Raw genomic sequence first — 20,357 nt, 5'->3', positions numbered from 1 at the left:
CGTCAGGCGCCGCACGCGACGCCGAAGACCGGCACCTCACCGGCCAGGCCCTTCAGCGGCAGCGCGCCCAGCGCCGTGACGGCGCAGCGGCCGCGCACGGCCTCGGCCAGGGCCGCGTCGATCAGGATCTGGGCATCCGCCGCCGCGGCGCAGAGGCGGGCCGCCAGGTTCACCACCGGCCCGACCGCCGTGTAGTCGGAGCGGCCTTCGTAGCCGATCCGCCCGACGGTCGCGGGCCCCATCGCGGCGCCGATCCCGAACCCGATGCCGTAGCCCCTCGCCGTCCAGGTCGCGGCGAGCGGCCGGACCGCATCCTGCATGGCGATCGCGAGCTGCACCGCCGTGAAAGCCGGGTCCGGCGCCGGCACCGGCGCGTTCACCAGCGCCATCAGACCGTCGCCGGTGAAGGAGACCAGGGTGCCGCCATGCGCGGTGATCGCGCTCCCTAAGGCCGCAAAGAGCGTGTCGAGCACCTCGATCACCGTCTCCGGGGGCGAGCGGGCCGAGAACGCCGTGAAGCCGCGCAGGTCGCCGAAGATCACCGCGACCGCGACCCGGCGCCCGTCGAGCACGCCGTCGTCGCCGCAGCGGTCGACGAGCTCGGCCACCTGCGGAGCGAGGAAGCGGCGCAGACGCCCGATGCGCTCCTGCCGCTCCTGCGACAGCGCGAGCTCGCCCGCCATCGCGTTGAACCGCGCGGCGAGCCGGCCGAGCTCGTCCGCCGAGCCGATCGCGATGCGGTGCCCGAAATCCCCGGCGCCGATCCGTTCCGTGCCGTGCTCGAGCAGCCGGATCGGCCCGGTCATCCGCCGGGCCAGCCCGTAGGCGAGGGACGCCGCGAAGGCGATGCCGAGGAGGATCAGCGCGCCGGTGCGCAGGAGTGCCCGGGAGATCGGCTCGAACGCCTCGGCGACAGGCTGCATCACCACCACCGTCCAGTCGACGCCCGGGACCATCGCCGTCGCGGCGACGACGCGGCGCCCGCCGGCCTCCACGCCCGTCGCGATGCCCCCGGCGCTGCGTGCGACCGTGCGCAGGCTCGCCAGGCGGCGCGACGCGGGATCGTCGGCGCCCCGCAGCACGAGGCTGAGGTCGGGATGGGCGACGAGCCGGCCCGGCCCGTCGAGGACGAAGGCCTGCCCGGTCTCGCCGACGCGAATCCCCGAGATCACCTCCCGGATCAGCTTGAGGTTGATCTCCGCCACCGCGACGCCGATCGAGGCGCGGTTGCCCGCCACCGCCACCGTCATGAACGGCTCGGAGCCGCGGTGGTAGGTCACCGGCCCGTACCAGGCTTTGGCCGTCCGGGCGCCCGCCACGGCCGGGTCGGCCGAGCGGTCGGCGCCGCTCCCGGTGCGGTTGAGGCTGACCCGCGACACCTGCAGCCGCTCGCGGCCGTCCCCGTCGACGAGGGTGAGCTCCGCGACCGCCGGCACCTGCCGCAGCAGGCGTAGCGCATCGAGACGCTGGCTGTCCTCGACGGCGGCGGGCCAGGGCAGCTGCACCATCCAGCCGAGCTGGCCGCGGATGAGGTCGAGGAAGCCCTGGATGCGGAAGGCGGCGTCGCGCGCCTCCAGGGCGAGCAGCGCATGCAGCTGGTCGCGCCGGTCGCGATAGCCGAACCACGCCTCCAGGCCGCCGCTCGCGAAGAGCGGCAATGCCACCGCCGCGAACAGGACGGCGAAGTACTTCGCGAACAGCGAGCGGCGCGGATCAGCCCTGGACATCACCATGACCTGCGCGGGACCCCGGAGCCTCGTCCGACGCGGCGGAGGGCCGGGTCGTCGGAGACCCTGCGGAACGATCGGGGACCCGGAGCATCGCCGTGCGACCGGGCGCGGACGCACACCCGGTGGTGCCGCATCTCCGCTCACGCCGAGCGCGTGTCGAGGCCGGCGATCGTCCAGCCGAAGTATCGCCATGCACAGCCACCCGGCACCCGTCGATGACGCCGCTGTGAACTGAGCACCTTCCATGCTTCGCTCATTTGGGTGGACTGTCAATCACCGTTCCGGTCGAGCCGACCGGGCATGGAGTCGACGACGCCGTCGAGCCGGAGAGGGCCGGCGTGGCGAGGGCCGCGATACGGTTCGGGCGTCGCCGGCATCGACGTTCCGCGGCCTCCGCGCCGCTCCGAACGTCCAATCGAGGGCGATCCCGTACAAGCCGGCCCGGAGCCACCACGTTAAGCCGCCGGGACGGTCGCGCCCATGGCGGCCGATGAGGAGAATCCCCGGATGCGCCTCCCCCCGATCGCTTCCGCGGACCTGACTGACAGGCAGCGCCCGCTCTACGACGACATGAGGTCGGGCGTCGCCGCCAAGTACGATCTCTTCACCACCATGCGGAACGACGGTGCGCTCCTCGGGCCCTGGAACGCGTGGCTGCACCAGCCCGAGGTGGGCGCGGCATTCTGGACGGTCACCCGGGCGATGACGGCGTTCCAGATCCTGCCCGACGCGGCGCGGCAGGTCGCCATCCTGGCGGTCGGCGCGCGGTTCGGTGCCGCCTACGAGATCTACGCGCACGGGGCGGTTGCGCAGGCCCGCCACGCCATGGGCGACCAGCGCCTCGCGACCCTGGCCGCGGGCGAGCGGCCGCCGGACCTTACCGACGAGGAGGCGACGGCGTTCGACGTCGCCCGGGCGCTCACCGGGGGTGGGGTCCTGCCGGAACCGACCTACCGGCGCGCCGTGGCGCTGTTCGGCCAGGCGGGCGCCAACGAACTGATCTATCTCGTCGGCCATTACTGCTTCGTCTCGGTGACCCTGAACGGCTTCGCGATCCCCGTCCCCGGGGACGAGCCGGCCGGAACGGGGGAGCGGCCGTGACCGGGCCGGACGAAGGCGGTGCCGCGGCCGGCATCCTCCGGCGCCTCGGCGGCGCCTGCGCCCTGGCCCTCGGGCTGGTCCTGGCGGGACCGTCCGGCGACGCGCGCGCGACGGCGCCCCAGGTGGCGCGGCAGGCGCCGGGCTTCTACCGCATGATGCTCGGGCGCTTCGAGGTGACGGCCCTCCTCGACGGCACCCACACCTTTCCGATCCCGACCGTGCTCCAGCGCCCCCGCGACGGCGCCGGCCCGCGCGCCCTCCTCTCCGAGGTCCGGCCGGGCGAGGCGGAGAGCCGGCTCGCGCGAGACTTCCTCGCGCTGCCCTTCGAGGGCTCGATCAACGCGTTCCTGGTCAATACCGGGTCGCGGCTCGTGCTGATCGATGCGGGCGCGGGCGACCTCTACGGTGCCTGCTGCGGCAAGCTCGTGGCGAACCTGCGCGCCGCCGGCTACGCCCCGGAGGCGGTCGACGAGGTGCTGCTGACCCATCTGCACGCGGACCATGTCGGCGGGATCATGCATGACGGGAGGGCCGTCTTTCCGAACGCGACGATCCGTGTCAGCCGCCGCGATGCCGATTACTGGCTGAACCCGGGCAACGAGGCGGCAGCACCCCCGTTCCTCCTGCCGATGTTCAAGGGCGCCCAGGCCGCGCTCGAGCCCTACCGCGACGCCGGACGGCTGGTGCCGTTCGACGGCGACGGTGAAATCCTGCCGGGCTTCGTGGCGATCGCCACCCCGGGGCACACGCCGGGGCACAGCTCCTACCGGGTGTCGAGCGGGGGCGAGACGCTCCTGGTCTGGGGCGACATCGTCCACGTGGCGCCGATCCAGTTCCCCGATCCGCAGGTCACGGTGACCTACGACAGCGACGGTGCGGGCGCCGAGGGGCGGCGCGAGGCGCTGTTCTCGGAGGCGGCCCGCACCGGCGCCTGGATCGCCGCCGCCCACATCTCGTTCCCGGGTCTCGGCCACATCCGGGCCGAGGACGGACGGTTCGGCTGGGTTCCGGCCAACTACACCACCGTGCTCCCCGCCCCTCCGCCCGGCGAGGCGCGGTAACGGCACCGGCACCATCGCCGGTCTCCTCCGGCCGCCGTCCTGAGACGGGGATCTCATCGTCGGGCGCAGGATCGAAGGATGTCGGCCCCGTAGTACGCTTGGCGTCTCCCCTCGCGCCTACTTCTCGACCAGCTCCAGCCGGCGGTTCCTGGCCCGGCCGGCCTCGGTGGCGTTGCCGGCGACCGGGGCGTAGGGGCCGACGGCCCCTGGCATTGAGGCGGCCGGGATCGATGCCGAACCGGCCGGTCAAGGCCTTCGCGACGGCGGCGGCGCGCGCCTGGGACAGCGTGAGGTTGTGATCGAGCGTCCCCGACGCGTCGGTATGGCCGACGATGTAGACCTGCCGGGCCGCATCCCGCGTGAGCAGAGCGGCCATCTGGGCGAGCGTCGGATCGGATTCCGGCTTCAGGGTGGCGCTGTCGGTCTCGAACTGGATCCCGTCGAGGGCGACATGGCCGAACGACGCGAGGCCGTCGCCCATCGCCTTGGCGTCCACGACGACCTGGCCCGTCTTCATCGCGCGCCCCTCGACGACCTGCAGCAGCACGCCGGGTTGCCGGGCGCCGTCCTGGCTCACGAGCAACGACACGTCGACGTTCCCCTCCGGACGGGTCAGGCGGGCCGTCAGGGACCGCACGTTGCAGTCGGTGGCATCGAGGAGATCGAGCCGCAGATTGAACAGGGTGCCGCCCATGGCCCGGTTGACCGGGTCGGCGAGGGCGGCGGCGAGAGAGGTGAGCGCAATTCCGTCCGCCCGTCTCTTGAGACGTGAGAACAAGGCCGCGATCCTTTCGTGGCTGGAGACGCAATCGGAATCCGGGAGGCGGTGGCCGCACGCCCGCGTCATGCGGCCGGGGAGCCGGCTCCTACGGCCGTGCCCCTGATCAGAATGCTCTTGGCCACGATGCTCTTCGCGACGACGACGGAGCGCAGCTCGGCCGGACGGACGGGCTTCGACAGGATCGGCATGTCCGGCGCGCCCCGCTCCTCGCGCACCCGCGCCTCGTCGTGGCCGCTGATGACCACCACGGGAACCTCGTGCCCGGCCAGCCGCCGCACCGCCGCGATGCATTCGGCCCCGGTGACGCCGTTGCCGAGGTCGAAATCGGCGACGAGGAGGTCCACGGCGGCGATGGACGCGGGAATGCCCGGCTCGGCCTGGACCTCGCAGCCCCATCTGCGCAGCAGGCTGGCGGTCGCGGTCAGCACCGCCTCGTCGTCCTCGATCAGCAGCACCCGCAGGCCGCGGACGGCGGCGGGCGGGTCGAGCCGGCGCCACACTCGCCGTCGAGGACCGGCGCCCGCACCACCGGGAGGTTGCCCAGCGTCACGCAGGTGCCCCGCCCCGGGACCGATCGGAGCGCGACGCCGGCCGAGCTCTCCGAGCGGCCGCAATCGGCCTTCGGCATCGTCCTGCCGCGCCGGACCTTCAAGTCCGTCCCGCGCGCTCGACGATGCGGCCCGGGTCGAGGGGGCAGGCGCCCTTCAGATCCTGCTCCGGGTCTACGTGCTGCCCGCCCGGCCGGTCTGCATCGCCTACGGCCTCGTCTCGCCAAGAATCACTTGCCAAGAATCACTTGCCAAGAATCACTTGCCAAGAATCACTTGCCAAGAATCACTTGCCAAGAATCACTTGCCAAGAATCACTTGCCAAGAATCACTTGCCAAGAATCACTTGCCAAGAATCACTTGCCAAGAATCACTTGCCAAGAATCACTTGCCAAGAATCACTTGCCAAGAATCACTTGCCAAGAATCACTTGCCAAGAATCACTTGCCAAGAATCACTTGCCAAGAATCACTTGCCAAGAATCACTTGCCAAGAATCACTTGCCAAGAATCACTTGCCAAGAATCACTTGCCAAGAATCACTTGCCAAGAATCACTTGCCAAGAATCACTTGCCAAGAATCACTTGCCAAGAATCACTTGCCAAGAATCACTTGCCAAGAATCACTTGCGCTGGATCAAGGCACCGGACGTGGGGCCCGTCAGGCTCGGCCTCCAGCCGGAACGGGGAAAGCGCGCCCTGCCCTCCCGAGGCTCGCTCTGGGCCGCTCCGCGAAAAGCCGCCGCGCCCGCGAAGTCCCGCGGCGGGCTGCCCGGTCGGGGCGGGCCGAGCGCCGTCATGCATGGCCGTGAGGGTCCGGTGCGATGCGGCCGGCCGCGAGGAGGCCGACGAAGGCCTCGAAGGCGAGCGGCTTGTCGATGAGCGGCACGCCGGCATCCCGGGCCCGGGCCCGGATGCGCGGGTCGGGATGACCGGTGATCAGGATCACCGGCACGGCGGCATCGAGGAGCCGCAGGCGCCGGCAGACCTCGAGCCCGTCCATCCCCGGCATCACCTGGTCGAGCAGCACGCAGAGCGGGCACGGTCCGGGGAAGGCCGACAGGAGCTCGGGCCCGCTGGCGAAGGTCTCGACGCGGTGCCCCTCGCACTCGAACAGGAAGCGGGTCGAGTGCAGGATCGCCGGATCGTCGTCGACGACGTAGATGGGAGAGAGGCGCGGCGCAGGGGTCGAGATGGGGCTCGGCATGGCGCTCGGCATGGGGCCCCCCGTGGCGAACGAGGCTCGGATGCGTGATCCGACCCTCGGACGCCCGGAGGCCGCCCGCCTTGACCTGCCTCAAGCGGCTCAGGCGAGGCCGGCCAGCACCGCCCGGCGCACCAGGTCCTGGAGGGTGGCGGCCTGCGTCTTGGCCATCAGCTTGGCCCGGTAGATCTCGACGGTGCGCGGGCTGATGGCGAGGGCGCGGCCGATCTCCTTGCTGGTCGCGCCGGCGACCAGGCGGTCGAGGACCTGGCGCTCGCGCTCGCTGAGCGTCGCGACCCGCCGCAGGAAGTCCTGCACCGCCGGGTCGGAGCCGGCGGCCGGCGGATCGGGAGCCAGGGCGGCGCGCAGGGCCCGCAGGAGCACCTCGTCGTCGAACGGCTTCTCGATGAAGTCGCGCGCGCCGCGCTTCATCGCCTCGACGGCGAGCGGAACGTCGCCGTGGCCGGTCATCACGATCACCGGCAGTCGGTTCCCGGCCTCGCGCAGGCGGCGGAGCAGGGTCAGCCCGTCGATGCCGGGCATGCGGATGTCGGTCAGGACGCAGCCCGAGACCGGCGCTGCGAACCGCGCGAGCCGGTCGAGCAGTTCGAGGCCGGTCGCGTAGAGGCGCACGGCGTAACCGGCGGTGTCGAGCAGGAAGGCGAGCGAATCCCGCATGGCGGGATCGTCGTCGACGACGTGCACCAGGTCGGCCGTCTTGGGGTCGGCCGTCTTGGGGTCGGCCGTCTTGGGATCAATCGTCATGGGGTCAATCGTCATGGCCCCGATCCCCGTCGCGCGTCGCCGGCATGGTCGGCCGGAAGGATCAGCCGGAAAGTGGCGCCGCCGGACGCGCTGCGCTCGACCTCCAGTCGCCCGCCATGCGCCTCGGTGATGGTGCGGCAGATCGAGAGGCCGACGCCCATGCCGCCGGGCTTGGTGGTGACGAAGGGCTGGAACAGGCGCCCGGCCACGTCCTCGGCGATGCCGGGCCCCGTATCCGAGACGGCGATCTCGACCCTGTCGGGCGCGAGGCGCCGCGCGGCGATGCCGAGTTCGCGGCGGGGCCCCTGCGCCACGGCCTCGCGGGCGTTGCGGATCAGGTTGACCAGCACCTGCTGGATCTGCACCCGGTCGGCCAGGACCGAGCCGGCCCGCCGGTCGAGGGCGAGGCGCAAGGCAACCCCCTGCTCGCGGGCGCCCACCATGGCGAGCGCGCAGGCATCCTCGATCAGCCGCGCGACCGGCTCGACGCGGCGCTCGGTCTCGCCCCGCGCCACGAAGTCGCGCAGGCGGCGGATGATCTGGCCGGCCCGCAGCGCCTGCTCGGCGACCTTGTCGAGGACCTCGACCGCCGTGGCGACGGAGCCGGAATCGGAATGGGCGAGGAGGCGGCGGCACCCCTTGGTGTAGTTGGTGATGGCGCCGAGCGGCTGGTTGAGCTCGTGGGCGAGCGTCGAGGCCATCTCGCCCATCGCGCTCAGGCGCGAGACGTGGACCAGTTCGGACTGGAGTTCCTGCAGGCGGGCCTGGATCCGCTGGTACTCGGTCAGGTCGTCGACGAAGCCGGTGAAGAAGACCTGCGTCCCCGAGCGCATCTCCCCGACGGCGAGCTCCATCGGGAAGGTCGAGCCGTCGCGCCGGCGCCCCGTCACCACCCGGGTGGTGCCGATGATGCGGCGCTCCCCCGTGCGGCGGTAGCGGGCGAGGCAGTCGTCGTGCTCGGACCCCATCGGCTCGGGCATGAGGATCCGGACGTTCTGCCCGATCGCCTCGCCGGCCGCGTAGCCGAACAGGCGCTCGGCGGCGGCGCTGAAGGAGTGGATCAGGCCGGCCTCGTCGATGACCACCATCGCGTCCGGCACGGTGTCGAGAATGGAACGCAGATGGGCCTCGCGGGCCCGCAGGTCGGCCTCGACCCGCTTCCGCTCGTCGATGCTGACGATGATGCCGCGGTGCCGGACCGGTTTTCCGTCGGCGTCGAGGTGCACCTGGCCCCGCGAGCGCAACCAGCAACACTCGCCGTCGGGCCGCACGACGCGATAGACGATCTCGTAGGCGCCGCCCTCCGCCAGGGCGCGCCGGATCGCCTCGGCCCTCATGGGCCGGTCGTCGGGGTGCACGAGGTCCTGGGTCGCCGCGAACGTCGTCAGACGGTCGGACGGGACGCCGAAGAGGCGGGCACAGGCCGGCGAGACCGTGATCGGGCCCCGCGACACGTCCAGCGACCAGATGCAGACGCCGACCTCGTCGAGGGTCCGCCGAAGCTCGTCGGCACTGAGAAGGTCGGTGCCGCCTGGATCCACAGGCGCTGCGGTCACCGGGTCGATCATCGCTCAGTCCGGAAGCGAGGCTCCAGGCTCGCTCTCTCGCGCATTATCGCTTCGCGCGCCCTGCCTGTGGCTATCATTTGATAGCGGCGCGGTTCCCGCCCGGGGTGTCTCCAGCCGCGTCACCGTTTCACGGGCGATTCGCTGCTTGACCGGAGCAGTCCGGCCCACGCATGCCCGCGGATACTAAATTGGAGTATATTGATCGAGATGGCACCTCTCTGCAGAGCAAGCCCGGCGGAGCGGAGGCGGCATTGTCTTGGTGACATGAAGGACTGCAGAGAGGAATCCCGTCCGCTGCATTGACCTTGGGGACGTCGGCCGCGATCCGGCATAGCAGAGGTACAGGCGGGATCGATGCATCGCGTGCGGCGCGACATGCAAGCACGGGCTCGGTTGGATTCCCCTGCGGACACCGCCCGCGAAGAGCCGGGACACTCCATCTCCCTTGCTCGACCGCAAGCCGTGCCGCATGCGCCAGATGCCGCGAGAAAAGACGGCAACATCGCCGGCCCTCGGCGCTCGCCTCCGTGTCGTTCGACAGCGTCGCCCGCGCGCTGGACGGGCCGGCTCGTCCCGGGATCCTTCGCGAGGCCGGTCTGACCGCGCCAAAGTCTATGCAAGAGCCATCGTCATGCCGCAGCATCCGACCTGGATTTGTCGTGTCCGGAGCGCAATCCACAGGGCATGAATGACTTTATTTGATATTTTTCACGCATTCGTCCAATGGAAGAGTGATGCCGAGACAGAAATCGCAGGATCGTAATACCGCATGACAAAAATCGACACTTCTGGATACGATCTGATTAGCCTCGCAGCCAGCATCGTTTCGTCCTATGTGACGAGGAATAGCCTGCCCGCCGCGGACCTCCCGGGGCTGATCACGACGACGCATGCGGCGCTCGGCAAGCTCGGCGCCCCGGCCGAACCGGAGCCCGTCCGCCCGCAGCCGCCCGTGGCGATCAGGAAGACGGTGGGCTACGATTACATCATCAGTCTGGAAGACGGCCGGAAGTATAAGGCCTTGAAGCGCCACCTCACGAGCCGCGGCCTCACGGCCGAGGAATACCGGCAGAAATGGGGGTTGCCGGCCGATTATCCGATGGTGTGCGAGGCCTATGCGAAAACCCGGTCCGATCTGGCCAAGAGTAACGGCCTGGGTCAGTCGCGAGGCGCAGGATCGCGATTGCGGTAACGATCGCGACCCGACCCTTCACGGCCCGCTACGCCTGAACGGGTCGTTTCGCCGGAGCGATGCGCGCATCGGCGCGGCCGCCGGCGCACCCTGTTCGAGCGTGGCCTTCGGCTTTCCGTCACCACCGGCCGGCCCGCCGACGCGCAAGGACGCGATGATGCCGCACGACCGACCGCGCCTGCCGGACGACGGCCGCCCCGTCGTCCTCGCCCATAAGACGTTCCTGGCGAGTCGGGAGGCCTTGGCCTCCCTGTCGCTGAAGGACAGGTTCCGGTTCATCCACGACCACAATCTCTGGGGCGCGGCGACGTCGGCATCGGGCCTCGGCTCGGAGGCGGGTGCCACGCGGGCGATCCGCGACGGGCTGCCCGGCCTCCTCGACGGATTGGGCGTCGCGACCCTGCTCGATGCGCCGTGCGGCGATGCCGGCTGGATCGTGGGCGTCGATCTCGGCGCGATCCGTTACGTCGGGGTCGACATCGTGCCCGACCTGATCGCCCGGAACAGGACCGAACATCCGCCCGGATTCGAGTTCCGCGTCGCCGACATCACGCGCGACACGCTGCCGGAGGCCGATGCCATCCTGTGCCGCGACGGCCTCGTTCATCTCAGTTTCTCGAACATCGACGGGGCTCTGGCGAATTTCAGGCGCTCGGGCGCACGCTGGCTCGTCACGACGACCTTCACGCAGTGGCAGGCCAACCGGGATTGCGAGGACGGCGATTGGCGCGCCCTCAATTTCGAGCGCGCGCCCTTCGCCTGGGGACCGCCGCTGCGGCTCCTGGACGAGCGCTGCGAGGAAGGCGGCGGCGGGTGGCGCGACAAGAGCCTCGCCGTGTGGGATCTCGCCGCGACCGCCCGGCCGTGAGGGGCGCGGCGAGGGCCCCCGCGGTCTATCGCTTGTCGGTCTTCCGCCCCGGGTCCGACGAACGGTTTCCCCGCTCGCGGTGGGCCCGGTGGCGGCCGCCCCAGCCGAAGCCCCGGACGACGACGAGATGGGAATCCCGCATCGCCGGAGCCGTGGCGGGCACGGGACCGGGCCAGGCGAGCGCGGCCGGCGGCCGCATCACCGCGAGCAGCGATGCCACGAGGACAGGTCCTGCGATCCGTCGAGAAAGACGCATGGTCGGCTCCGTTCTGTCGTGTCCGCGTTGCCGGTGGAACGGCCATGCGTCATTGGCCCGACGCCTCCATCGACTTCTGCATCTGCTCGATGATCTGGTCGACGCTGAAGCTCGCGGCGCGCTGGCGCGGCGGGAAGTCCCGGAACGTCGCCAGGAACTTCGCGACCTCGGCCTGCGCCGCGAAGACGAGATAGGGCTGCGACAGGAACCAGTCGTAATAGGTGTTCGACGTGACGTCGGCGCGTTCGTACGGATCGGCCCGCAGGTCGAACAGCTTGGGGACGCGCAGGCGGGTGAACGGCTCGGCCCAGACCCGCAGGGTTCCCGGCGCCCGCTGCTCCTCGAACACGAGCTTCCAGTTCTCGTAGCGCAGTCCGACGAGATCGCCGTCGTCGTTGAAGTAGAAGAACGAGTTGCGCGCCCCGCGCTCCTGCCGTCCCGTGAGGTAGGGAAGCTGGTTGTAGCCGTCGAGATGGACCCGGAAGGTCCGCGGGCCGACGCCGTAGCCCGTCAGGAGCTTGGCGACGATGTCGGGCTCGCCGGCGGCGGCCATCAGGGTCGGCAGCCAGTCGAGGCCGCTGACGATCTCGTTCGAGGCCGACGCCGCCTGGATGCGGCCCGGCCAGCGGATCATGCAGGGCACCCGGAAGGCCCCCTCCCAGTTGGTGTTCTTCTCGCTCCGGAACGGCGTGACCGCCGCGTCCGGCCAGGAATTCAGGTGCGGGCCGTTGTCGGTCGTGTAGAGCACGATGGTGTCGTTCGCGATGCCGAGCTCGTCGAGCGCCTTCAGGAGCCGGCCGACATGGCCGTCATGCTCGACCATGCCGTCGGCGTATTCCGTGCGCGCGGTCAGGCCCGGCGGGCTGCGTCGGCTCTCGGCGACATGGGTGCGGAAGTGCATCCGGGTCGCGTTGAACCAGCAGAAGAAGGGTGTGTTCGCCCGCACCTGCCGCTGCATGAAGTCGATCGCCGCCGCCGAGGTCTCGTCGTCGATCGTCTCCATGCGCTTGCGGGTCAGCGGGCCGGTATCCTCGATCCGGCCGTCGGCCGAGGCGCGCAGCACGCCGCGCGGCCCGAACCGCTTGCGGAAGGCGGGGTCGCGCGGATAGGTCCGCTGCTCCGGCTCCTCCTCGGCGTTGAGGTGGTAGAGGTTGCCGAAGAACTCGTCGAAGCCGTGCTTCGTCGGCAGGAACTCGTCGCGGTCGCCGAGGTGGTTCTTGCCGAATTGGCCGGTGGCGTAGCCGAGCGGCTTGAGCAGTTCGGCGAGCGTCACGTCCTCCTTCTGCAGCCCGACCGTCGCGCCGGGCACGCCGACCTTCGACAGGCCGGTGCGCAAGGTCGCCTGCCCGGTGATGAAGGTGGAGCGGCCCGCCGTGCAGCTCTGCTCGGCATAGTAATCGGTGAAGATCATGCCCTCGCGGGCGATCCGGTCGATGTTGGGCGTTCGGTAGCCCACCAGGCCGAAGGTGTAGGCGCTGATGTTCGACTGCCCGACGTCGTCGCCGAACATCACCAGGATGTTGACGGGACGGCCCGCGCCGGCGGGCCGGAGCGGCGCCGGCTGGGGCGCCGGGGCAGGCTGCTGGGCTCGCGCCGGCACGGCCCCGGTCCCCGCCATCGCGGCGGCGAGCGCGGTCCCGCCGAGCAGGATGCGGCGGCGGTCGAGGATCCCGTCGGAGTCGCCCGCGCGGTGGGCGGCGTCTGCCGATCCTGGATCCGCCGGTCGTTGCTCCGTCAGTCGTTGCTCCGTCAGTCGTTGCTCCGTCATGGCCCTCTCCTCTCGACGCAGCGGAAGCCGACATGGCTCGTGGAGGTATCGACCGGGTGGGGGTGGCGCGCCGCCGGGCGGTAGCGGCGGCAGTAATTCGGCGCGCAGAGATGCGAGCCGCCCTTGAGCACCCGGCGCGGGATGGGACCCGCGGGCTCGCCCGGATCGTAGCTCGCGTCCTCCCGGCCCCCGCGAGGGTTCCGGGGAATGCAGCAGGCGCCCGGCGCCTCGTCGGGGTGGCGCGGCACGAAGAAATCGGCGGTCCACTCCCAGACGTTGCCGATCATGTCGTGCAGGCCGTAGCCGTTCGGCGGGAAGGCGGTGACCGGCGAGGTGCGCTCGTAGCCGTCCTCGGCCGAGTTCTCGTACGGGAAGGCGCCCTGCCAGGTATTGGCCCGGTGCCGCCCGCCCGGCACGAGCGTGTCGCCCCAGGCGAATTCGGCCCCGTCGAGGCCGCCGCGCGCCGCGTATTCCCATTCCGCCTCGGTCGGCAGCGCCTTGCCGGCCCAGGCCGCGTAGGCCGCGGCATCGGCATAGGCGACGTGCACCACCGGATGGTCGTCGAGGCCGGCGATCGAGGAGCCGGGCCCGAGCGGGCAGCGCCAATGCGCGCCGGGCCGGAAGCGCCACCAGGCGAGGGGGTTGCGCAGGTCGACCGGTCCCTTCGGCGGCTTGAACACGAGCGAGCCCGGCTTCAGCTTGTGCGGGAGCGCGCCCGGATAATCCGCGGCGCGCGGCGCCCGCTCGGCGAGCGTCACGTGGCCCGTCGCCCGCACGAAGGCGCGGAACCGGGCATTCGTGACCGGCGTGCGGTCGATCCAGAACCCGTCGACGGCGACGCGGTGGACCGGCGCCTCCTCGGGATAGTGGCGGTCCGAGCCCATGCGGAAGGTTCCGCCGGGCAGGAAGACCATGTCGTCCCGTGCCGGCGGTGCGTCGGGGCGGTCGAGGGGAATCGCGTGCGGCATCGCTCGCTCCTCGGCGTCTTCGGATCGGGTCGTCGGGGTCGTCGGGGTTCCGATCCCGGCTCACTCCGCCGGGGCGGGCGGTGCCATGCCGGCGACCTGGACCGGGGGCTCCTCGCTCATCGCGCGGTAGAGGACGCCGCCCAGGACCCCGCCGGCGATCGGCGCGACCCAGAACAGCCACAGCTGCGCCAGCGCCCATCCGCCTACGAACACGGCCGGGCCGGTGCTGCGGGCCGGATTGACCGACAGGTTGGTGATCGGGATGCCGACGAGGTGGACGAGGGTCAGGCACAGGCCGATCGCCAGGGGCGCAAAGCCCACCGGCGCCTTGCCGTGGGTCGCCCCCATGATCACGAACAGGAACATCGCCGTCAGCACCACCTCGGCGAGGAGGCAGGACATCAGGGAATACTGCCCGGGCGAGTGCTCGCCGTAGCCGTTGGCCGCAAAGCCCTTGGCGAGGTCGAAGCCGGGCGCGCCGGCGGCGATCGCGTAGAGCAGAGCCGCCGCGACGAGGCCGCCGAGAACCTGCGCGATCACGTAGGGCGCGATGTCGTGGGCGGGAAACCGGCCTCCGGCCGCAAGCCCGATCGTCACCGCCGGGTTGAGGTGGCAGCCCGAGATGTGGCCGATCGCGTAGGCCATGGTGACGACGGTGAGACCGAAGGCGAGCGCGACGCCGAGGAGCCCGATACCGACCTGCGGGAAGGCGGCGGCGATGACGGCGCTGCCGCAGCCGGCGAAGGTGAGCCAGAAGGTGCCGATCGCCTCGGCGGTGCATTTGCGGATGTCCATGGCGGCCTCCCTCCGTCAGGTGGGCCGGTCGCGGGAGCGCGGCGGTGAAGGCGCCGGGCCGCCCGCGGCCGTCGCGGTCGTGCATCGTAGGGGCGCGCCGGCCCGGCCGGTTTGAGCCAGGTCAATGCCGGGCCGCACGGCGTTTCGTCGCCCGGGGAGTGAGGGCTCAGCGGGCGGCGTGCTCTGCCAGTGGGCCGCGCGTGCCGGGCATCAGGCTCGGATGCGCGACCGCGACGATGCCGTTGTCGTGGAAGGCCCGCTGCACCGCCGCCAGCACGGCCTTCCGAATCGCGAATTGCCGCCCGGCGCGGGCCTTGAACTTGCCCCGGATGACCAGCGTCCCGTCCTCGACCGCGGCGATGCCCTGGCTCTTGAACGGCTCCAGCAGATCCGGGCGCAACTCCGGATCGGCCTCGAGGTCCCGGCCGATCTGCTTGAACAGCCGGCGCACCTTCTCGACGTCGGTGTCGAAGGCGACCCGGAAGGCCAGCTTCTCGATGACCCAGTCGCGGCTGTAGTTCTGCACCTTGCCGATCTGGCCGTAGGGGATGGTCGCGAGCGCGCCGCGAGGATGGCGCAGCGAGACCGAGCGGATCGAGATCTTCTCCACGCTGCCCTTGGCGCCGGCGGTCTCGATGTATTCGCCGAGGCGGAAGGCGTCGTCGGCAAGGAAGAACAGGCCCGACACCACGTCCTTGACCAGGGATTGGGAGCCGAAGCCGATGGCGAGGCCGAACACCGACAGCCCGGTGACCAGGGGCCAGACGTTGATCCCGAGCGCCAGGAGGACCGACAGGACCGCGAGCGCGGCGAGCCCCGCCTTCGCCGCCCCGGCGAGCAGGGGCAGGACCGTGCCGAGGCGCGTCCGCGGCGCCTCCTCGGCCTCCTCGCCCCCGGATTCCGCCCCCGCGCCCCGCTCCCCGGCCAGGAGCCGGCCGGCGGCGACCCCGATCACGTTCCACAGATAGGCGGTGGCGAGCGCGACGGCGGCGATCTCCATCAGGGTCCGGGCGAGCGTTCCGACCGCGATGCCGAGACCGAGGGCGGCGGGCGCCCCCCACAGGGCGGCGAGCGCCGCGCCGATCACCGCGGCGAGCGCCATCCGGGCGGTGCGGCGGGCCGCGACCGCCGCCGCCGGGACCGTCTCGACCTGGAAACCCCGTTCGGCCCAGGCGGCGATCCGCCCGTCGCAATGCGGCCAGGTCAGCACGAGGACCAGCGTGACCAGGGTCGCGAGCGGCGGGAGCGGGCGCCCGAGCGTCGTCGCCACCTGCGAGGCCGCGAGTGTCACCGCGACGACGGCGACGGCGGCGACCGGCCAGCACCGGGCGAGGAGGCGCCGCGCCCCGCTGCGCGGACGCGGTCCGGCGAGCGCGGCGGCGAGCGGCCGGCCGGAGCGCAGATAGGCGCCCGCGATCAGGCAGGCGGTCGGCAGCGCCACGAACGCCGTCCCGACGAGGTCGCGCAGGCCGCTGCCGGCCTCCCAGATCGCCAGCGTCCTCAGGAGGGCGATGCCGCCGAGCGCCCAGGTCACCGCCACGGTAAGGTCCCGCGCCAGCGGACCGAGACGCTTGCGGTGCGGGGCGGCGGATCGCTCCAGGATCGCGGCCCGGATCAGCGACGCGGCGAGCCCGGCGAGCGGGACGACGAGGGCCCAGGCGCGCAAGGTGCGACGGACGGCCTCCGCCTCCCCGGCGACGAGGGTGGCGGCGACGAGGCCGGCGGCCAGCGCGGCGGCGGCGGCGAGGACGCGGCGTGCGAGAAACCTCCCGCTCGCTCCCCCGACGGCGTCGCCATGGGTGCGGGCCGTCAGCCGGTATGCCGCGAGGCCCGCGACCAGCACGGCCGCGATCCCGGCCAGGAGCGGCATCGGCGACCAGTCGGCGGCGGCGAGGGTGGAGCGGACGAGGTCGAGATCGGTGCCGGCCGCCATCATCTGGTCGAGCCGCGCCCGCAGCCCGCCGGAGAACGCCGCCACGGCCCGGTCGACCGGCTCGACCACCGCCTCGGACCAGTCGGCATGCGTGGACGCCGCGCGGCCCTCCACGGTCATGAGGATGAGGACAAGGGAAGCCGAGGCCGGAAGCCGGGGGCAGGTCGGGCGCGGGCGGCGGCGATCGAACACGGCAGGGGATGTCCCGTCTCCGACGAGCCCCTCGGCCATCCGAGCGGCGGGATCGTACCGCGCCCGGCGGAATACTTCATATTGATCCACATCAACGCCATACCGTCAATATCGCCCACACAATCCCGACCATTTCGACACTATCGACTCTCGCTCACAACTGAAGATGGAGGCGACAGATGAGCGGTTCGGCAATCTTCGATCGGTCGCCGCTCGGCGCGGGGCGCGACCGTGGATGGTTCATCGCGATCGGCTGCGCCTTGCTGCTCCTCGGTGCCGCGGGCCTGTTCATGGTCACGACGCTGACGATCGCCAGCACGCTGTGGTTCGGCATCCTGTTGCTCGTCGCCGGCATCGTCGAGATCGTCGAAGCCCTCGCGCGGTCCGACGAGGCGGAAGCGCTCAGCTCCCGCATCGGGCGCTTCCTGGCCGGCCTGATGTATCTCATCGGCGGGCTCTACGCGGTCTTCCGGCCCCTCGAGGCCTCGCTCGCCCTCACGCTCGTTCTCGGGGCAACCCTGATCGCCTCGGGCGTGGCGCGGGCGATCTGGGCCGCCGCCCACGAGATGCGGACGTCCCGCGCCGCCGTGATCCTGTTCTCCGTGCTCTCGGTGCTGCTGGGCGCCGCCATCATCGGGCAGTGGCCGTATTCCGGCCTGTGGGCGATCGGGCTGTTCGTCTCCTGCGACCTCCTGGGCACCGGCCTGTCCTGGCTCGGGGTCGGCCTGTTCGGCGAGGCACAGGCCGCGCCGGCCCTCTCGCGGTGAGACGGCCCCGGTGGCGCCGCCATGCGGGTTCGACATGCAGTCCAACCAGGGAGTGAAGGCCATGGGATCGATGAAGGGAACCCGGGAAACGCTGTCGCGTCGTGCCGTCCTGGCGGGCTTCTCGTCCGCCGCCGTGGCGGCGGCCGGGCTCGCCGTCGCGGCGCGAACCGCCGAAGCCGCGATGCCGAGCGTTGGGATGGCGAGCCTGGGGCAGGTCGGCGGGCCGAACGACGACCCGCTCGTGCAGAAGGCCCAGGCCGTCATCGTGGCCCCACGGCGGCGGCGCCGCGTCTGCTGGTGGCGGGGCGGGCGCCGGGTCTGCACCTGGCGTTGATGGTTTGCACGGACGAGTATCCGGCGCCGACTACGGTACATGAGGTGCAAGAAGGCCGCGGTGATCCTCCGTCCCACCCGCAACCTCATCCTGAGGTGCGACTGAAAGGAGCCTCGAAGGAGGGATCCAGAAGTCTCGGCGATCCCTGGAGCCCTCCTTCGAGGTCAGCCGATCTTCGATCGACCAACACCTCAGATGAGGTCGCGGGTGGGAGAGGTGGGCCCCTCGGATGATCCGCCCCGGCGAGGACCGTGGGTGCCGACGACTTGGCACTTGCGATTCGTCACTAAAGACTTGGCACCAAAGACTTGGCGCGATTGCCTTTGCGCCGACCGAGCCGGGCCTTCCGGCTCGACCCGCCCGGAACGGAGCGAGCCGATGTCGACGAGACGCGCGTTCATCAAGGCGCTGCCGGGCGCGGGGGCCGCCTTCTCCCTCGCCGGCAGCGCCGTCTGGGGCGAGGGCGCCCCTCGGGCGGGGGACGAGCGGACCGTCCCGGCCTTCGCCGACCATTTCCACCCGCAGGGCAAGCCGCCCTCCGCCTTCACCCGGGAGGTGCTGCGGCGGGCGCGGTCCACCCTCCCCTTCTCGGACGAGCGGGACTTCGCGGAGCAGCGCAGGGGGCTGATCGCCCCGATGACCGCGATGACGATCCCGGCCGATGCCGGTCATCTGGCCTGGGACATGCGGCCGTTCCGGTTCCTCGACGAAGAGGACGCGTTCGACACCATCCATCCGTCCCTGCTCAGGATCTCGCGGCTCAACAACAATTACGGGCTCTACGAGGTGATTCCGGGCATCTACCAGGTGCGCGGCTTCGATCTTTCCGACCTCACCTTCGTGCGCGGCCGGACCGGGTGGATCGTGTTCGATCCGCTCGTCAGCCGGGAAACGGCGCGGGCCGCCCTCGCGCTGTTCCAGGAGCATGTCGGCGAGGGGCGGCCGGTCTCGGCGGTGATCTATTCCCACACCCACGGCGACCATTGGGGCGGCGTGCGCGGCGTGGTCGACGAGGAGGACGTGCGCTCCGGCAAGGTGCCGGTGATCGCGCCCGCGGGCTTCCTCGCCCACACCGTGGCGGAGAACGTCTATGCCGGCAACGCCATGAACCGGCGCCTGTTCTACCAGTACGGGCTGCTCCTGCCGTCCGGCCCGCACGGCTATGTCGGGCAGGGGCTCGGCCAGCGCGTCTCGGCCGGGGCGAGCGGGCTGATCGCCCCGACGCGCCACGTCGAGAAGCCGATCGAGGAATTCGAGGTCGACGGTGTCCGGATGGTCTTCCAGAACACGCCGGACACCGAAGCGCCCCGCGAGATGAACACCTACCTGCCGGACATGAAGGCGCTCTGGATGGCGGAGAACGTCATCGCCTCCCTGCACAACATCTACACCCTGCGGGGCGCGCCGGTGCGCGATCCGCTCAACTGGTCGAAATACATCAACGAGGCGCTCTACCGCTTCGGCCGCGAAGCCGAGGTGATGTTTGCCTCCCACCATTGGCCGCGCTGGGGCAACGCGCGGATCCAGGAGGTCCTGCGGGCGCAGCGCGACCTCTACGCCCACATGAACAACCAGGTGCTCCACTTGGCAAACCAGGGCGTGACGATCAACGAGATCCACACTGTCTACGCCTTGCCGAAAAGCCTGCAGCAGACCTGGCATTGCCGCGGCTATCACGGCTCGCCGGAGCACAACAGCCGCGGGGTGATCCAGCGCTATCTCGGCTTCTGGGACTGCAACCCGGCGACGCTGATCCCGCTGCCGGCCTCCGAGAGCGCACCGCTCTACGTCGAGATGATGGGCGGGGCGGGCGCGATCCTCGCCCGCGGCCGGCGCCTGCACGAGGAGGGGAAGTATCGCCTGGCCCAGGAGATCGTGAACACGCTGATCCAGGCCGAGCCGCACAACCGAGCCGCCAAGGAACTGCTCGCCGACATCTTCGAGCAGATCGGCTATCAGCAGGAGAATCCCGGCCTGCGCAACAGCTTCCTCTCCGGCGCCTACGAGCTGCGCTCCGGCATCCCCGAGGGCGCGACCGCGAATTCGAGCAGCCCCGACGTGGTGCGGGCGATGACGACCGAGCTGTTCCTGAACTTCCTCGGCATCCGCATGGACAGCCGCAAGGCGGAGGGACTGCGCTTCACGATCAACCTCGTCACGCCGGACAACGGCGAACGGTTCGTGATCGAGATGGAGAACGCGACGCTCACCAACATCGCGGGCTTCCAGGCCGAGAATCCGGACCTGACGCTCACCATCGACCGGGCCGAGCTCGAGCGGACGATGACCGGCGAAAGGACCCTGGAGGCGCAGATCGCCGACGGGACCGCGCGGGTCGAGGGCGATGCCGGGATCCTGGCGCAGCTCGCCGCCACGATGGTCGCGTTCGATCCGCGCTTCGAGATCATGCCGGGCACCAAGCCGGGCGCCCCCCACGGGCAGAGGCAGGCCGACGCCTACCGGGCCGAGCCCCGTGCCGTGATCGCCGAGTAGCCGGACGGCCGGGCGCCGGGGCCGGTGGACCCTG

18 protein-coding genes and 1 pseudogene are annotated in these 20,357 nt (G+C 71.1%); 8 read left to right on the top strand and 11 right to left on the bottom strand.

Annotated elements, in window-relative coordinates:
• Positions 1 to 2: 2 nt before the first annotated feature.
• Positions 3 to 1,727: a cache domain-containing protein gene (locus HBB12_RS31830; protein ID WP_236993084.1), complete on the bottom strand. Its 1,725-nt coding sequence runs from the start codon at positions 1,725 to 1,727 to the stop codon at positions 3 to 5.
• Between the two features lie 510 nt (positions 1,728 to 2,237).
• On the opposite strand from HBB12_RS31830, the gene HBB12_RS31825 reads away from it, so the two are divergent.
• The gene (locus HBB12_RS31825) at positions 2,238 to 2,831 is read left to right on the top strand and encodes a carboxymuconolactone decarboxylase family protein (protein ID WP_236993083.1); all 594 of its coding nucleotides are present in this window, start codon (positions 2,238 to 2,240) and stop codon (positions 2,829 to 2,831) included.
• Positions 2,828 to 3,892, top strand: a complete 1,065-nt coding sequence (locus HBB12_RS31820) for an MBL fold metallo-hydrolase (protein WP_236993082.1) — start codon at positions 2,828 to 2,830, stop codon at positions 3,890 to 3,892. The genes HBB12_RS31825 and HBB12_RS31820 overlap by 4 nt, the downstream gene beginning before the upstream one ends.
• Before the next feature lie 259 nt (positions 3,893 to 4,151).
• Here HBB12_RS31820 and HBB12_RS34580 read toward each other — a convergent pair.
• Positions 4,152 to 4,268: pseudogene (locus HBB12_RS34580) on the bottom strand (OmpA family protein); the annotation flags it as partial.
• Between HBB12_RS34580 and HBB12_RS31815 the strand changes: the two are divergent.
• Complete coding sequence (locus HBB12_RS31815) at positions 4,215 to 4,664, top strand: hypothetical protein (RefSeq protein ID WP_236993081.1); 450 nt, start codon at positions 4,215 to 4,217, stop codon at positions 4,662 to 4,664. The pseudogene HBB12_RS34580 and the gene HBB12_RS31815 sit on opposite strands and share 54 nt — an antisense overlap.
• A 71-nt stretch (positions 4,665 to 4,735) precedes the next feature.
• Here the strand turns inward: HBB12_RS31815 and HBB12_RS31810 are convergent, their stop codons facing one another.
• From HBB12_RS31810 to HBB12_RS31790, 4 genes are all read right to left on the bottom strand, one after another.
• Positions 4,736 to 5,173, bottom strand: coding sequence for a response regulator (locus HBB12_RS31810; RefSeq protein ID WP_236993080.1), 438 nt, complete (start codon positions 5,171 to 5,173; stop codon positions 4,736 to 4,738).
• 843 nt (positions 5,174 to 6,016) lie between these two features.
• Positions 6,017 to 6,427, bottom strand: a complete 411-nt coding sequence (locus tag HBB12_RS31800) for a response regulator transcription factor (RefSeq protein WP_236993079.1) — start codon at positions 6,425 to 6,427, stop codon at positions 6,017 to 6,019.
• A 99-nt stretch (positions 6,428 to 6,526) separates the two neighbouring features.
• Positions 6,527 to 7,189 carry a response regulator FixJ gene (gene fixJ / locus HBB12_RS31795; RefSeq protein WP_236993523.1) on the bottom strand — a complete coding sequence of 221 codons (663 nt, stop codon included), beginning with the start codon at positions 7,187 to 7,189 and terminating at the stop codon, positions 6,527 to 6,529.
• 11 nt (positions 7,190 to 7,200) lie between these two features.
• Positions 7,201 to 8,757, bottom strand: coding sequence for a PAS domain-containing sensor histidine kinase (locus HBB12_RS31790; protein WP_442919388.1), 1,557 nt, complete (start codon positions 8,755 to 8,757; stop codon positions 7,201 to 7,203).
• A gap of 769 nt (positions 8,758 to 9,526) precedes the next feature.
• Here HBB12_RS31790 and HBB12_RS31785 point away from each other — a divergent pair.
• Together HBB12_RS31785 and HBB12_RS31780 are read left to right on the top strand one after the other, a co-directional pair.
• Positions 9,527 to 9,949, top strand: a complete 423-nt coding sequence (locus HBB12_RS31785; protein ID WP_236993077.1) for a Ros/MucR family transcriptional regulator — start codon at positions 9,527 to 9,529, stop codon at positions 9,947 to 9,949.
• On the top strand, positions 9,873 to 10,817 hold the full coding sequence (locus HBB12_RS31780) for a class I SAM-dependent methyltransferase (RefSeq protein ID WP_336886969.1): 945 nt from the start codon (positions 9,873 to 9,875) through the stop codon (positions 10,815 to 10,817). The genes HBB12_RS31785 and HBB12_RS31780 overlap by 77 nt, the downstream gene beginning before the upstream one ends.
• Positions 10,818 to 10,842: 25 nt before the next feature.
• Here HBB12_RS31780 and HBB12_RS31775 read toward each other — a convergent pair whose 3' ends face one another.
• The 5 genes from HBB12_RS31775 to HBB12_RS31755 form a co-directional block, all read right to left on the bottom strand.
• Complete coding sequence (locus tag HBB12_RS31775) at positions 10,843 to 11,037, bottom strand: hypothetical protein (protein ID WP_236993076.1); 195 nt, start codon at positions 11,035 to 11,037, stop codon at positions 10,843 to 10,845.
• Between the two features lie 85 nt (positions 11,038 to 11,122).
• Complete coding sequence (locus HBB12_RS31770) at positions 11,123 to 12,691, bottom strand: arylsulfatase (RefSeq protein WP_236993521.1); 1,569 nt, start codon at positions 12,689 to 12,691, stop codon at positions 11,123 to 11,125.
• Between the two features lie 146 nt (positions 12,692 to 12,837).
• Positions 12,838 to 13,809 carry a formylglycine-generating enzyme family protein gene (locus HBB12_RS31765; protein WP_236993075.1) on the bottom strand — a complete coding sequence of 324 codons (972 nt, stop codon included), beginning with the start codon at positions 13,807 to 13,809 and terminating at the stop codon, positions 12,838 to 12,840.
• Positions 13,810 to 13,869: 60 nt separating this feature from the next.
• Positions 13,870 to 14,604, bottom strand: coding sequence for an aquaporin Z (aqpZ, locus tag HBB12_RS31760; protein WP_236993074.1), 735 nt, complete (start codon positions 14,602 to 14,604; stop codon positions 13,870 to 13,872).
• A gap of 166 nt (positions 14,605 to 14,770) precedes the next feature.
• Positions 14,771 to 16,729, bottom strand: coding sequence for a mechanosensitive ion channel family protein (locus HBB12_RS31755; RefSeq protein ID WP_236993073.1), 1,959 nt, complete (start codon positions 16,727 to 16,729; stop codon positions 14,771 to 14,773).
• 179 nt (positions 16,730 to 16,908) lie between these two features.
• Between HBB12_RS31755 and HBB12_RS31750 the strand changes: the two genes are divergently transcribed.
• The 3 genes from HBB12_RS31750 (at position 16,909) to HBB12_RS31740 (ending at position 20,323) form a co-directional block, all read left to right on the top strand.
• Entirely contained in the window at positions 16,909 to 17,496 is a 588-nt protein-coding gene (locus tag HBB12_RS31750; RefSeq protein WP_236993072.1) for an HdeD family acid-resistance protein, read from the top strand.
• Between the two features lie 61 nt (positions 17,497 to 17,557).
• Positions 17,558 to 17,830, top strand: a complete 273-nt coding sequence (locus HBB12_RS31745) for a hypothetical protein (protein ID WP_236993071.1) — start codon at positions 17,558 to 17,560, stop codon at positions 17,828 to 17,830.
• 378 nt (positions 17,831 to 18,208) lie between these two features.
• Complete coding sequence (locus tag HBB12_RS31740) at positions 18,209 to 20,323, top strand: alkyl/aryl-sulfatase (RefSeq protein WP_236993070.1); 2,115 nt, start codon at positions 18,209 to 18,211, stop codon at positions 20,321 to 20,323.
• Positions 20,324 to 20,357: the final 34 nt, after the last annotated feature.

Origin of the sequence: Methylobacterium sp. SyP6R (assembly GCF_019216885.1) — a bacterium.
Lineage (GTDB): Bacteria > Pseudomonadota > Alphaproteobacteria > Rhizobiales > Beijerinckiaceae > Methylobacterium.
Note: the sequence above shows the minus strand (reverse complement) of the source record. Positions and strands in the feature narration are given on the sequence as shown.

Bases quoted from the DNA above. Each gene is read 5' to 3' on its own strand.
- HBB12_RS31815 (WP_236993081.1), top strand. From the start codon at position 4,215: ATGGCCGACGATGTAGACCTGCCGGGCCGCATCCCGCGTGAGCAGAGC.
- HBB12_RS31745 (WP_236993071.1), top strand. From the start codon at position 17,558: ATGGGATCGATGAAGGGAACCCGGGAAACGCTGTCGCGTCGTGCCGTC.
- HBB12_RS31765 (WP_236993075.1), bottom strand. From the start codon at position 13,809: ATGCCGCACGCGATTCCCCTCGACCGCCCCGACGCACCGCCGGCACGG.
- HBB12_RS31830 (WP_236993084.1), bottom strand. From the start codon at position 1,727: ATGTCCAGGGCTGATCCGCGCCGCTCGCTGTTCGCGAAGTACTTCGCC.
- HBB12_RS31800 (WP_236993079.1), bottom strand. From the start codon at position 6,427: ATGCCGAGCCCCATCTCGACCCCTGCGCCGCGCCTCTCTCCCATCTAC.
- aqpZ (WP_236993074.1), bottom strand. From the start codon at position 14,604: ATGGACATCCGCAAATGCACCGCCGAGGCGATCGGCACCTTCTGGCTC.
- fixJ (WP_236993523.1), bottom strand. From the start codon at position 7,189: ATGACGATTGATCCCAAGACGGCCGACCCCAAGACGGCCGACCCCAAG.
- HBB12_RS31790 (WP_442919388.1), bottom strand. From the start codon at position 8,757: ATGATCGACCCGGTGACCGCAGCGCCTGTGGATCCAGGCGGCACCGAC.
- HBB12_RS31825 (WP_236993083.1), top strand. From the start codon at position 2,238: ATGCGCCTCCCCCCGATCGCTTCCGCGGACCTGACTGACAGGCAGCGC.
- HBB12_RS31780 (WP_336886969.1), top strand. From the start codon at position 9,873: ATGCGAAAACCCGGTCCGATCTGGCCAAGAGTAACGGCCTGGGTCAGT.
- HBB12_RS31750 (WP_236993072.1), top strand. From the start codon at position 16,909: ATGAGCGGTTCGGCAATCTTCGATCGGTCGCCGCTCGGCGCGGGGCGC.
- HBB12_RS31785 (WP_236993077.1), top strand. From the start codon at position 9,527: ATGACAAAAATCGACACTTCTGGATACGATCTGATTAGCCTCGCAGCC.
- HBB12_RS31740 (WP_236993070.1), top strand. From the start codon at position 18,209: ATGTCGACGAGACGCGCGTTCATCAAGGCGCTGCCGGGCGCGGGGGCC.
- HBB12_RS31770 (WP_236993521.1), bottom strand. From the start codon at position 12,691: ATGGCGGGGACCGGGGCCGTGCCGGCGCGAGCCCAGCAGCCTGCCCCG.